The following is a 13,049-nucleotide window of genomic DNA, read 5'->3' as shown; positions in this document are numbered from 1 at the left end:
CGGTTCGTTACATGTGGCCCGCTCCACCGGCCGCTTCGAGCAGCGTCCGAATCCGCGCGATGCCCGGCCCGCTGGCTGCTTCTAGGCGGTTGAGCAGATCCCGTAATGCCGGATCCGGGCTTTTCTCGACCGCCAGGAACAGCCGGGTGAACCCGTCGAGCCGAGCGGCCGCGCGCCACTCCGCGAGATCGGGCTCGGCAAACCACAGGGCTTCGTTTTCCCGGCTGGCGAGTTCGCCGCGCAACCAGTCGATGGGCCGATCGGCCATCCGGACGGGCACGGCGAGGCGATTGCGCGCGGCGTCGTCGGATCGGCGCGCTTCCAGAAAGGCGATTGCCGCCGCGCTGAACGTGGGCCAGCAATGCTGGATGAATTGCAGGACGATGCGGCCGTCCTGAAAGACCGGCTCTGACGGGCGGACCGGAACGCCGCTCGCGGCACAGTGGATATGGACGGTTTCGCGACACGTCGGTATGTCGCCATGTTCGAGCATGACCCGGTCCGGTTCGATCGCCGTCACCCGGCCCTTGCGGATGACGTTGCGGACGCGGCGAAGCTGCGACAGTTCCGCCTCGGTGACCGTGGCGCAATGAAACATCGTCGGCGTGACCTCGGGGTCGATCCTGAGAAGCGCGTTCTTCGTTTCGAGCCTGCGAAACAGATCGTCGATGTTCTTCGCGTCGCGCGCGGATTCCATGTCGATCACGTATTGCTCGATGGTCTCTGCGGCCACGTCTGACTGCGGCTGCATGCGCTTGCGGTTGTAGAACCAACTGTCGCGGGGCCTGATCCAGAAGATCCGCTCGGGCGGCAGGTCCTGCTCGAGGAGCCACAACACGCAGTCGATCGCGGTCTTTCCGCCGCCGATGATGACGAAGTCGGTGGCGGGCCGGGTGATGCCGGGCAGGGCGTCCGGCGTCACGAGCCGGACGGACGGCGCAACGGGAAAGGACGGCGGATGGGTCGACGGCAACCGGGTATCGGCATGGCTGCCGTCGACGACCCTGCGCCGGGCGTGCAGGATCGTGCGGGTCCCGGTCAAGCGGGACGCGGCAAAGCCGCCGGGCTCGTACTCGTGGTTTGGCAGGAAGGTGACGCGGCCGCTGGCGAGGAACCTGTGGCGCATCACGTCGTCGAAATAGCCGCAGATCGCGGCACCGCTCGACAGTTCCAGATGGCCGCTGTTCCAGCCGACCTGGTCGATGCGCCCGCAGCCTAGCGGGGCGGAGTTCACGCCGTAGAAGGTTGCGGCGCTATGGAGGCGCACGAAGGGGTAGGCGTCATTCCAATGCCCGCCGGGCCGGGAACGTCGGTCGACCATGACGAAGGTCGCGTCGGTTTCGGTGAGCAGCGTGTCCGTGAAGGCCATCGCTGCGGCTCCAGCGCCGATCACGACGTAGTCGGCTGCGATACCTGCATCTGACATTGGCGCCGCCCCGATGGACGCACCGCGCTCTGCCGAGATCGCCGACGGTGCTGGCGAAGAAGTCTAGCGCACTTCTATTCCTATGACGAGCATCTGACCCGACCGGACCAATCCCGGAGCAGACCTTTGCGGCGGCGAAACCGAGCGACGGCGCCACCTCTCGCCGTGTGCCCTCGATGATTTCCGATTGGCGCTTCGAGGCTGCCCCCGGTCGGTTCACCTTCCGACGTCATGGACGACGATGAAGCGACCTGGATGGCGGCCCAGCATTCTGAGCGCGCCCGCTCTGTTAGAAGCTCGCCGTCAGACCGGATCGGCCACAGGGGAATGCCCGGGCGAACCCGAAGTCACGGTGCCCTGCGACGTGAACTTTTCCGGAAAGAAGGCGGCGGCGCAGGTGAAGACCGTGCACAGCGCCTCTTCCTTGTCGTAGGGGGCGCTCATTGTCATCAGGTCCATCCAGACGCCTTCCGTGGTGACGCGCAGGACGCGGGCGATGCGCACGGGGTCGCCGGGGCGGCCGGTCTCGGCGAGAAGTTCGCGGCAGATCTCCTCAAGCACCCGGTTGTATTCCCGGTCGTTCGATCCGCACTGTTCCTGATAGAGCGGCCGGCTTTGCGCCTCTCCCCAAAAGGCGCACCAGGCGGCAAGGCGGGACGGTGTGCAGATCGTCGGGTTGAAATCGGCCCTGAAGATCGCGTCGAGGCGTCGCGCGGGGTCGGAACCGGCCGCTTCCAGTGCGGTCGTCCAGTTCCGCCGGTATTCCTCGGCCAGATAGGAGAGCGTCTCAGCGAGCAGCTTTTCCTTGGTCTCGAAGTGGAAGTTGACCAGCCCGTGCGACAATCCCGCGTGCCGGGAGACATCCGTCAGCGTGGTCTTGGCGTAACCTTGCCGGCCGATGGTTTCGATCGTCGCCTCGATGAGCTGTTCGCGCCGCGCCTCGCGGCTCAGCTTGCGCGGCTGCGGCTGTTGGTCGGTCGTGCTGCTCTCGATCTCGTTCATCCCGCCCCGCTTCGATCCTGCCTCCTCGCGTGCCGACAGACATACGCAATCCGTCCCGATGTGCAACCTAACCATATTCTGACTGGATTGTCAGTCAAAAAATTGATTGACAGTCCAGTCAATATGCGTGTCAGATGGGATCCATGACAAAGACCGGCCGACTTGAAGCGGCCCGGTCATTGCCCATCAACCAGAGGACAGGACATGCGCGCGGCACCCCGACGCTCAATCGAAAAATCCAATGCACAGTTCCAGAAAGCTCTGAAAAGGCTGCCGCTCGGCGTTGCTTCGACGTTCCGGTACTGGGGCGACGACCGGACGATCTATGTCGATCACGGCAAGGGCGGGCGGATCTGGGACATCGACGGCAACGGCTATGTCGATTACCGCCTCGGCTACGGTCCGGCGATCCTCGGCTACGCCGACGATCGGGTAGACGCGGCGGCGCGGCGCGGCATGGAGGTTGGCGGCGTCTTCGCGCTCTCGACCGAGCGCGAGCTTGCAGTGGCGGACCGTATCGCGAAGATGGTGCCGGGCGTCGATCTCGTGCGCTACTCCAACTCCGGCACCGAGGCGGTCATGGCGGCGCTGCGCCTGGCGCGGGCCCATACCGGGCGCGACAGCTATCTACTGATCGAGGGCGCCTATCACGGTCTCTTCGATGCGGCGATGTGGATGGCCAATGTCGAGGAATGGAGCCGGCGCGGCGGCGGCGACCCGGAGGTCGTGGCCTATTCGAAGGGCATCCCGCAGGAGCTGAAGACGCTCGCCCATCTCGTGCCGATGAACGATCTCCAGCGGCTCGAGGACACGTTCAAGCGCCACGGCAACGACATGGCCGCGATGCTGATCGAGCCGATCCAGGGCAATTGCTGCGGGATCTCGGCCTCGGGCGACTATGTGCGGCTCGCGCGCAAGCTCTGCGACCAGTACGGCGTCCTTCTGATCATCGACGAGGTCAAGACCGGCTTTCGGGTCGCGCGCGGCGGCGTGCAGTCGCTCCACGGCGTGACGCCAGACATCTGCACTTTCGCCAAGGCGATGGCCAACGGCTACCCGATCGCCGTGGTCGCTGGCCGCGAGGAGGTCATGCGGACCTTCCGCTACGGCGGCGCGGCGCATGGCGGCACCTACACCGCGCATTCGGTCAGCCTCGCGGCTGCCGAGGAATGCCTGCGCATCCTCGACGAAACCCCGGCGCTGGAGACCCTCGCGAAATACGGCGAGAACCTGAAAGCCGGCATGTCCAGGATCCTCAATCGGCGCGGCATCGTGCATTCCTATGCGGGGCACGACTCGATGTTCGGCCTCTTCTTCGCCGAGAAGGCGCCGGACAATTACCGCGACTGGAAGACGTCGGACTACTCGTTCTACGACCAGATGGCCTACCACCTCCACGACCTCGGGGTCATCTGCGAGCCCGACAGCCGCGAGCCCTGGTTCATGTGCGAAGCGCATGACGCGGCATGTCTCGAGGATACGCTTGTGGCGTTCGAGACCGCGGTCGACATGACTTTGGAGCATTTCGAGGCCGAGAAGCGCGCATGAGCTACGATGCGGCGATCATCGGGGCGGGGCACAACGGGCTGGTGGCGGCCTGCTACCTCGCCCGCGCCGGGCTGAAGGTCGTCGTCGTCGAGAAGAACGACTGGATCGGCGGCGCGGCGGTGTCGCGCGAGTTGCATCCTGACTTCACCTATTCCAACTGCTCCTATGTCTGCTCGCTTTTCCGGCCCGAGATCATGCGCGATCTCGAACTGCCGAAGCACGGGCTGCAGGTCCTGCCCTATGAAGGCGGCGCGGTCTTCACCCGCGACGGTGGCTATCTCGCGACCTTCCGCGATCACGAGGCCAACCGCCGAGAGCTCATGCGACATTCGCCGCGCGACGCGGAGGCCTATGACCGCTATTCGCGCGACGTGATGCGGCACTGCCGCTTCATCCGGCCGCTGCTGCTGCGCACGCCGCCCGATCCCGCGACCTTCCGGCCGCGCGACATTGCCGAACTGGCGTGGCTCGGCCGCAAGGTCGGCGAGATGTCGGAAGCCCAGATCTGCGACATGATCCGGTTCTGGACCATGTCGATCTCGGACTTTCTCGACGAGTATTTCGAGAACCCTGTGGTCAAGGCCTATCTTGCCGTCTCGGCGATCATCGGTACCGCGCTCGGCCCGATGTCGCCGGGTTCGGCCTATGTGCTGCTGCATCACTACATGGGGGACGTGGACGGCAACGTCGGCGCCTGGGGATTTGCGCGCGGCGGCATGGGGGCGATCACGCAGGCGCTGACGGCATCGCTCAGGGCAGCCGGTGGCGAGGTGCGGACGGGCACCGGGGTCGAGAAGGTTCTCGTCGTCAATGGCCGGGCCACGGGGCTGCGGCTGGAGGGCGGCGAGGAGATCGCCGCCCGGCGCGTGCTGTCCAACATGGATGTGAAGCGGACCTTCCTGAAGCATGTCGACACGGCCGAGCTGCCGCCCGCCTTCGTCAAGCGGGTCGAAACCTTCAAGAGCCGCGGCTCGTCGGGCAAGCTCAACATCGCCCTCGACGCCGCGCCGCACTTCCCGGCGCTTCCCGACGGCGCGCCGATGCTGAAGGGCGATCTCCACTTCACCGACAGCGTCGAGCGGATGGAGCGGGCCTATGACGACTGGAAGGCGGGGCAATTCAGCCGCGATCCGTTCCAGGACACGATGATCCCGACGATGATCGACCCGACGATGGCGCCGCCGGGCAAGCATTTCATGTCCTGCTTCATCCAGTACGCGCCGCCGAAGATCGAGGGGCGCGACTGGACGGACGCCGACCGCGACGCCTTCGGGCAGACGGTCATCGACCAGATCGCGGAGTATTCGCCGGGCTTCAAGGACCGCATCCTGCATATGGAGGTGCGGACCCCGCGCGAACTGGAGGCGGAGGTCGGCCTCACCGACGGCAACATCTTCCAGGGCGAGCTGACCTTCGACCAGCTCCTCTTCAACCGCCCGGTGCCCGGTTACGCCCAGTACAAGACGCCGATCCGCGATCTCTGGCTCTGCGGCTCGACCGCCCATCCCGGCGGTGGGGTGATGGGCGCGCCCGGCCGCAACGCGGCCTCCGAAATCCTGCGCGATCTGCGCGCAAAGACCCAGATGAGGCAGGCCTATGCCGTCGTATGACACCATCATCATCGGCGGCGGCACGAACGGGCTCGCCTGTGCTGCACGGCTCGCGAAGGCGGGCAAGCGCGTCCTCGTGCTCGAGGCCACCGAGCGTGCGGGCGGCGGGGCGACCGGCGCGGCGCTCGCGCCCGACCTCGCACCGATGCCGCTCGCGCATCTTCTGACGACGCTCGACCCGCGGGTTCTGGACGGGATGGAGCTGGAGCGGCACGGGCTCAGCTATGCCGCGGCCGGGATCGCGACGACGGCCCTGTCGGCGACCGGCGATCATCTGGTTCTGGAGGGACCGGCCGGGGCAGCGCTCTCCGGCTCGATCGACGACGCCGGGCGGAGCGCGTGGGAGGCGCTGCGCCAGCGCCTGATGGGTTTCGCTGATGCCCTCGCGCCGTTTCGCGCCGTCACGCCGCCGCGGATCGCGCGGAAGGCCGGGAACGACAATCTGAAGCTCGCGCGCATCGGGCTCGGGCTCCGCCGGCTCGGCCAGGAGGAGTTCCGCGAGTTCCTGCGGATGGCCCTCATCAATATCGCGGACGTGCTCGAGGACGAGCTTGCGGACGACCGGCTGCGGGGGCTCGTCGCCTTCGATGCGGTGCTCGGCGCCTGGCTCGGGCCGCGGTCGCCGAACTCGCTGATCCTCTATCTCAACCGCCTTGCCGGGGAGGCCGCCGGAACACGGGCCGCGCTCGCTGTGCCGCAGGGCGGCATGGGCGCCGTGGCTGACGCGATGGCGCGGTCGGCCGAGGCCGCGGGCGTCACCTTGCGCACCGGGGCGCGCGTCGGGCGCGTGCTGATCGAGGCGGATCGGGCCTGCGGTGTCATCCTCGCGGACGGTGAGGAGATCCGGGCCGGTCTCGTCGTTTCGGCGGTCGGTCCGAAGGCCACGTTCCTCGATCTGGTCGGGGTGCGGCACCTCGATACCGGCTTCGTGCGCCGCGCCACGAACATCCGCGCGCGCGGCGGCGCGGCCAAGCTGCATCTCGCGCTGAAGGGCGCGCCCGATTTCCGTGGCGCCGACCTAGCGACCCGGCTGGTGATCGCGCCGGATATCGCGTCGGTGGAGGAGGCCTTCAACGCGACGAAATACGGCGAGGTGCCTCAGCGCCCAGTCATGGAGATCGTGCTGCCGAAGGCGCATGAGCGCGAAGCGGGCGGCGGTCACGTTCTGTCCGCCATCGTACAGTTCGCGCCCCACGCCCCACGCGCCGGTCTCGAGGAGGCGCGCAGCCGGATGCTCACGAACACGCTCGGCGTACTCGAAGACTACGCGCCCGGCATCGGCGGCCTGATCACGCACAGCGAGCTTCTCATGCCGCAGGACATCGAGGCGCGCTACGGTATGGCGGGCGGCAACTGGCATCACGCCGAACTCAGCGTCGAGCAGATGCTGTTCCTGCGGCCCTTCGCCGAGGTTGCCCAGTATGCGACGCCCATCGCCGGCCTCTGGCTTGCCGGGGCGGGCAGTCATCCGGGCGGCGGTGTGTCCGGCGCGGCGGGTTGGAACGCGGCGGAGCGCATTCTCTCGGGGGTGGCGGCATGAAGGACCTGCGCCATCACTACGAAGCCCCGCTGCGGACAACGCCGTTCCACGAGCGCATCGCGGAGGCGAATGTGCTGAACCAATGGGGGCCGTGGGCCGGCTACACGACCGCGCTCGTCCTTGAGGATGCGGAAATGGAATATTCCGCGATCCGCAATACGGCGAGCCTTTACGACCTCTGCCCGATGATCAAGTACCGGATCACCGGGCGCGACGCGGCGGATTACCTCAACCGGCTGACGCTCCGAGATGTCGCGCGCGTGGCCGTGGGGGCGGTGCAGTACACCGCATGGTGCGACGACCGGGGCAAGCTTCTCGATGACGGGACGCTCTTCCGGCTCGGCGAGGCCGAGTTCCTGCTCTGCTGCCAGGAGCGCCATCTGCCGTGGCTCCTGGACTCGGCCATCGGCTTCGAGGTTTCGGTTCACGACGTCACGGCGGAGATTGCCGCGCTCTCGCTTCAGGGGCCCTGCACGGCTTCGGTGCTGGACGCGGCCGGGTTCGACGTCTCGGCGCTCAAGCCCTACCGCTTCGCGTCCTTCCCGTTCGAGGGGGGCGACCTGATCATCTCGCGCACCGGGTTCACCGGCGATCTCGGGTATGAGCTCTGGATCGAGCCCGCGCTGGCGCTGCCGCTCTGGGACCGGCTGATGGCGGCGGGAGCCTATTGCGGCATCCGCCCGGTCGGGTCGCACGCGCTCGACATCGCGCGCATCGAGGCGGGGTTCCTGGCGACGCACGCGGATTTCGTGCCGGCCGACCAGGCTCTGCGCGAGGACCGGGTGCGCTCGCCCTACGAGTTGGCGCTGGACTGGATGATCGATTTCGGCAAGGGCCATTTCAATGGCCGCCGGGCGCTTCTTGCAGAGCGTGACGGGCAGACTTCCGAATGGGCCTTCGTGGCGCTCGACATCGAGGGCAACGTGGCCGCCGATCACGCGATCCTTTACGACGGCCGCAACCGCGAGGTCGGTCAGATCACGTCGGCGGCCTGGTCGCCGTCGACCAAGCGCAGCATCGCGCTGGCACAGGTGCGCCGTCCGCATCACGCCGGGGCGAAGGGCGGCCTCCGGGCCGAGATCTACGCGCTGCGCGAGCTGCATTACGTGAAGCTGATGATGGAGGCGCGGGTGACGGAGCGCCCGTTCTTCGCCCCGCCCCGCCGCCGCGCGACCCCGCCCGGACGCTTCTGAGGACAAGCCGATGACCGAACACCGCCATCCTGCCTCGCCCCTTCTCGATCACTGCCCCGAGACCCTTCCGGCGGCGGCCTATGTCGACCCGGACTGGTACGAGCGCGAGCGACAGGCGATCTGGGCGCGGAACTGGGTGGCGGCGGGGCGGCTTTCGGACCTCGCGCCGGGGACGATGCGGAGGGTCGATCTGGCGGGCCACAACCTTGTTCTCTGCCGCGACGGCAAGGGCACGGTGACCGCCTTTCACAACACTTGCCGCCACCGCGGATCTGAGCTTTGCACGAAGGAGCGGCAGGAGCTCGGCAAGCTCATCCGCTGCCCCTATCACGCCTGGGCCTACGACACCGGAGGGCGGCTCGTCTCGACCGCCCACGCGACGCCGACGGAGGATTTTCGCAAGGAGGATAACGGCCTCTTTCCGGTCCGCGTGCGGATCTGGAACGGCTTCGTCTTCCTCTGCCTCGCGGATGAGCCGGAAGACCTCGCCCCCGACCTCGGCCTCTCTGCGCTCGACAACTGGCCGATGGAGGACCTTCGCACCGGGCACCGCGTCGTCAAGGAGATCGCCTGCAACTGGAAGGTCTTCTGGGAGAATTACAACGAATGCCTGCACTGTCCGGGCATTCACCCCGAGCTTTGCGACATGGTTCCGGTCTACCGCGACGGGATCATGTCGCCCGAGGAGGCGCCGGGCTGGACCGGCGGCGCCCCGAGGCCCCCGGCCCTGCGCGAGAAGGCGCGGACCTGGACCATGACCGGCGAGCCCTGCGGCCCCGAATTCGCGCAGCTGACCGCCGAGGAACGCGCCAACGGCCACAACTTCGTGACGATCTATCCCACGATGTTCGTCGTCGCCCATGTCGATTATGTGCGCGCCGTCTCGCTGATGCCGCTCGGGCCGGAACGGACGCGGCTCACGGCGGAATGGCTGTTTTCAGAGGAAACGCTGGCCCAGCCGGGGTTCGATGCCGCGTCGGTCGCGGAGTTCGCGACGCTCGTGATGTCCCAGGACGCCGAAGCCTGCGAGATGAACCAGCGCGGGCTCCGATCCGTCCGGTACACAGGCGGCCGCCTCATGCCGCAGGAATTCGACATCCTGAGGTTCCACGAATGGGTGCGCCGGCAGATGGAGACGACCGCAGGAGAGACGCCATGAACCAGAGCCTTAAAGCCATTCCCGTTCCGAACGACTGGGACCGCCGCGGTCTACCGGGCTGGACCTATCACTCCGAGGCGCTCTTCGACCTCGAATGCTCGGAGGTGTTGCTGACGCATTGGCAGATCGCGGGCCATGTCAGCGACGTTCCGGGGCAGGGCGACTGGCTGGCGTTCGACTTCCTGAACGAACGGGCGCTCATCGTCCGGGGCAAGGATGGCGTCGTGCGCGCGTTCCACAATCTCTGCCGCCATCGCGGCGCGCGGCTGGTCGATGGCGAGGCGGGGCAGTGCAAGTCGGCGATGGTCTGTCCGTTCCACGGCTGGGTCTACAACCTCGACGGCACGCTCAGGGGCGCGGCGCGGCCCGAGAGTTTCGGCGACATGGACCGGGCCGAGTTCGGCCTGAAGCCGGTCGAGATGGAGATCTGGCACGGGTTCATATTCCTGCGGTTCCGGCCCGGCCCGCAGCCCAGCGTCGCCGAGCTCATGAAGCCGTTCGACGCGGATTTCGAAGCCTATCGCGCGGAAGAGCTGCTCTCGACGGAGGCTTTCGGCCGGTGGACGTTCGAACCGCTGCCGGTCAACTGGAAATCGGTGCGCGATGTGGACAACGAGGGCTATCACGTCGCGATGGCGCATCCGGCCCTTCAGGATCTTTACGGCCGGACTTACCGGGACTTGGTCTATCCGGGCGGGATCTCGCATTCCATCGGCGAGTTCGGCGACAAGCCAGGCCGGCTCTGGTCGGTCAAGCTCTACACGAAGTTCAGCCCCGAGCGCGAGTGGCTGCCGGAGCGGTTGCGGCGAAGCTGGACGTACTACGGCATCTTCCCGAACTCGGTCATCGCCTTCACCCCGGACGGCGCGCAGTATTACCATGACATTCCGCTCTCGCTGAACGAGACCGTCGTCGGCGGGCGGCTCTACCGGCGCGCCCACGAGACGCGCGAGGAACGCGCGGCGCGTTACCTCGCCTACCGGATCGACCGCGAGACGTCCTACGAGGACCAGCAGCTCTCGATCTGGTCGAACGAGTCGATGAAGTCCTCTGCTTTCGACGACTTCCACCTTTCCGATCTCGAGTTCGGCGTGCGCGCCCATCACGACCGGCTGCGCGCGCTCCTGCCGGTCGTGACGCTGGATGCGGCGCCACCGGAGGATGAACTGGCCCACATCAACGAAGAAATGCGTAGCGCCGGCGCGAAAACCCAATAACATCAGTAGGTACGGCGAAGACCAAGGGAGGAGACAAGGCATGACACAGCTGACGAGACGAACCACGCTCACCGCGATCGGGGCGGCGCTGGCGACACCCTATGTGCGCCCGTCCTGGGCGCAGTCCGGAACCGTCAACGTCTACAACTGGGCCGACTACATCGGCGAGACGACGCTCGCCGATTTCGAGGCGCAGACCGGGATCGGCGTCGTCTACGACACCTATTCCTCGGCCGAGGAGATGCAGGCGAAGATGCTCGCCGGATCGACCGGCTACGACGTCGTCGACCATGCCGGCATCGACATGCCGCGGGTTATCGCGGCCGGCATCTACGAGGAGCTCGACAAGTCGCTCCTGCCCAACTGGAAGAACCTCGACACCGAGATCCTGCGCATCCTGTCGGGCTGGGATCCGGACAACAAATACGGCATGCCCTACATGTGGGGCTCGGTCGGCTTCACCTACAATGTCGACATGGTGAACGAGCGGATCCCCGATGCCGACATGACCTCGATGGACCTGATCTTCAATCCCGAGAATGCCGCGAAGCTCGCCGATTGCGGCATCTCGATCCTCGACAGCCCGACCGACATCATGCTGATGGTGCTGAAATACCTCGGGCTCGACGGCGACACGACGAATGTCGAGGACTACCAGAAGGTCGTGGAGGCGTTCAAACCGATCCGCCAGTACATCCGCACCTTCGACAACACGAACTACCTGAACGCGATCCCGAACGGCGAGCTTTGCGCCATCAACAACTGGTCGGGCGACTACGCGACGGCGGCGGGCCGCGCGGCCGAGGCCGGGATCGAGATGAACCTCGCCTATTTCGTGCCGAAGACTGGCGCGCCGGCCTGGGTCGACGTGATGTGCATCACCTCGGACGCGCCGAACCGCGACAACGCCTACAAGTTCCTCGACTTCATGATGCAGCCGGAAGTCGCGGCGGGCTGCACCAACTACACCTACTACGCCAATGCCAACGTGCCCTCGCGGGAGTTCGTGCTGAAGGAGATCCTCGACGATCCGGCGGTCTATCCGGATGCCGAGACGATCGGCCGGATGTGGGCGCCGAAGCCCTTCAGCGAGGAACAGGACCGCGCCATCACCCGCGCGTGGCAGGAGATCAAGTCGGGCTGATCGCGCCTCGCGCATTTGCCACCACTCACCGGAGGAGACCGTCGAGATGCCCGAACCGGCCACCACTGCCGACGCGAAGATTGCGCAGTTTCCGCGCGCCGTCGCACCGGCCACCAAGGAACCGCCCTTCATCCGTATCGAGGGCGTCACCAAGAGGTTCGGAGCGTTCACGGCGGTCTCCTCCGTCAGCCTCGAGATCCGCAAGGGCGAGATCTTCTCGCTCCTTGGCGGCTCGGGCTGCGGCAAGACCACGCTTCTGAGGATGCTGGCCGGGTTCGAGGACCCGACCGAGGGGCGCATCTTCATCGACGGTCAGGACATGACCGACCTGCCGCCCTACGAGCGCCCGGTGAACATGATGTTCCAGTCCTACGCGCTCTTTCCCCACATGACGGTCGAGAAGAACGTGGCCTACGGGCTGAAACACATGGACATGACGGCGTCCCAGCGTACCGAGCGGGTGCGGGAGATGCTGGCGCTCGTGCAGCTCTCCGACTTTTCCCACCGCAAGCCGCACCAGATTTCCGGCGGCCAGCGCCAGCGCGTGGCGCTCGCGCGCGCCCTTGCCAAGCAGCCGAAGCTCCTGCTGCTCGACGAGCCGCTCGCGGCGCTCGACAAGAAGTTGCGCGAGGCGACGCAGTTCGAGCTCATGGACATCCAGGACAAGACCGGCACGACCTTCATCGTCGTGACGCACGACCAGGAGGAGGCGATGACGCTCTCTTCGCGCCTCGCGGTCATGGACAAGGGCCGCATCATGCAGACCGGCACCGCGACCGAGGTCTATGAATACCCGAATTCGAAGCTGGTCGCGGGTTTCATCGGGTCGATCAACTTCTTCGACGCCACGGTCCGCGCCGCCGAAGGCGACACGGCGGAGGTGGAGGTGCCGGAACTTGGCGGCACGGTCGAGGCGCGCGCGATACCGGGCCTGGCGCTCGGCCAGCCGATCACGCTGGCGATCCGGCCCGAGAAGCTCACGATCTCGCGCGGGAAGCCCGCGACGGCCAATGCCTTTCCGGGCAAGGTCCGCGACCTCGCCTATTTCGGGAAGGATTCGCTCTACCGCATCCAGATGCCGTCCGGACGGGTCATGTCGGTCAACTCGGTCAACGCGCGGCGCGTGGGCGAAAACGAGCGTGTCGCCGACTGGGAAGACCAGGTCTGGCTCTCGTTCGAGCCGGCGGCAGCGATCCTCCTGAAGGACTGA

At 66.7% G+C, this 13,049-nt stretch carries 10 protein-coding genes; 8 read left to right on the top strand and 2 right to left on the bottom strand.

Annotation, left to right across the window (positions count from 1 at the left end; translation table 11 throughout):
* Positions 1 to 7: 7 nt before the first annotated feature.
* Both R5H32_RS08595 and R5H32_RS08590 read right to left on the bottom strand, forming a co-directional pair.
* Positions 8 to 1,426, bottom strand: coding sequence for a hypothetical protein (locus R5H32_RS08595; RefSeq protein ID WP_318338281.1), 1,419 nt, complete (start codon positions 1,424 to 1,426; stop codon positions 8 to 10).
* A 303-nt stretch (positions 1,427 to 1,729) separates the two neighbouring features.
* The gene (locus R5H32_RS08590) at positions 1,730 to 2,428 is read right to left on the bottom strand and encodes a TetR family transcriptional regulator C-terminal domain-containing protein (protein WP_318338280.1); all 699 of its coding nucleotides are present in this window, start codon (positions 2,426 to 2,428) and stop codon (positions 1,730 to 1,732) included.
* A 204-nt stretch (positions 2,429 to 2,632) separates the two neighbouring features.
* Here R5H32_RS08590 and R5H32_RS08585 point away from each other — a divergent pair, with 204 nt between their 5' ends.
* Genes R5H32_RS08585 through R5H32_RS08550 form a run of 8 tightly spaced genes read left to right on the top strand, consistent with a single transcriptional unit; the run spans position 2,633 to position 13,049 of the window.
* On the top strand, positions 2,633 to 3,976 hold the full coding sequence (locus R5H32_RS08585; RefSeq protein ID WP_318338279.1) for an aspartate aminotransferase family protein: 1,344 nt from the start codon (positions 2,633 to 2,635) through the stop codon (positions 3,974 to 3,976).
* Positions 3,973 to 5,586: an NAD(P)/FAD-dependent oxidoreductase gene (locus tag R5H32_RS08580; protein ID WP_318338278.1), complete on the top strand. Its 1,614-nt coding sequence runs from the start codon at positions 3,973 to 3,975 to the stop codon at positions 5,584 to 5,586. Before R5H32_RS08585 ends, R5H32_RS08580 begins: the two co-directional genes overlap by 4 nt.
* Complete coding sequence (locus R5H32_RS08575; RefSeq protein WP_318338277.1) at positions 5,573 to 7,126, top strand: NAD(P)/FAD-dependent oxidoreductase; 1,554 nt, start codon at positions 5,573 to 5,575, stop codon at positions 7,124 to 7,126. Before R5H32_RS08580 ends, R5H32_RS08575 begins: the two co-directional genes overlap by 14 nt.
* Positions 7,123 to 8,319, top strand: a complete 1,197-nt coding sequence (locus R5H32_RS08570; protein ID WP_318338276.1) for an aminomethyltransferase family protein — start codon at positions 7,123 to 7,125, stop codon at positions 8,317 to 8,319. Before R5H32_RS08575 ends, R5H32_RS08570 begins: the two co-directional genes overlap by 4 nt.
* A 10-nt stretch (positions 8,320 to 8,329) precedes the next feature.
* Positions 8,330 to 9,478 (top strand): aromatic ring-hydroxylating dioxygenase subunit alpha, encoded by a 1,149-nt coding sequence (locus R5H32_RS08565; RefSeq protein WP_318338275.1) that lies wholly within the window; start codon positions 8,330 to 8,332, stop codon positions 9,476 to 9,478.
* Positions 9,475 to 10,695, top strand: coding sequence for an aromatic ring-hydroxylating dioxygenase subunit alpha (locus R5H32_RS08560; protein WP_318338274.1), 1,221 nt, complete (start codon positions 9,475 to 9,477; stop codon positions 10,693 to 10,695). The genes R5H32_RS08565 and R5H32_RS08560 overlap by 4 nt, the downstream gene beginning before the upstream one ends.
* Positions 10,696 to 10,735: 40 nt before the next feature.
* Complete coding sequence (locus R5H32_RS08555; RefSeq protein ID WP_263337477.1) at positions 10,736 to 11,839, top strand: polyamine ABC transporter substrate-binding protein; 1,104 nt, start codon at positions 10,736 to 10,738, stop codon at positions 11,837 to 11,839.
* A 46-nt stretch (positions 11,840 to 11,885) separates the two neighbouring features.
* Entirely contained in the window at positions 11,886 to 13,049 is a 1,164-nt protein-coding gene (locus R5H32_RS08550) for an ABC transporter ATP-binding protein (protein WP_318338273.1), read from the top strand.

It is taken from the genome of Defluviimonas sp. D31 (assembly GCF_033436765.1).
GTDB lineage: Bacteria > Pseudomonadota > Alphaproteobacteria > Rhodobacterales > Rhodobacteraceae > Albidovulum.
The sequence above is the reverse complement of the archived record's forward strand: the minus strand, read 5'-3'. Positions and strand labels throughout refer to the sequence as shown.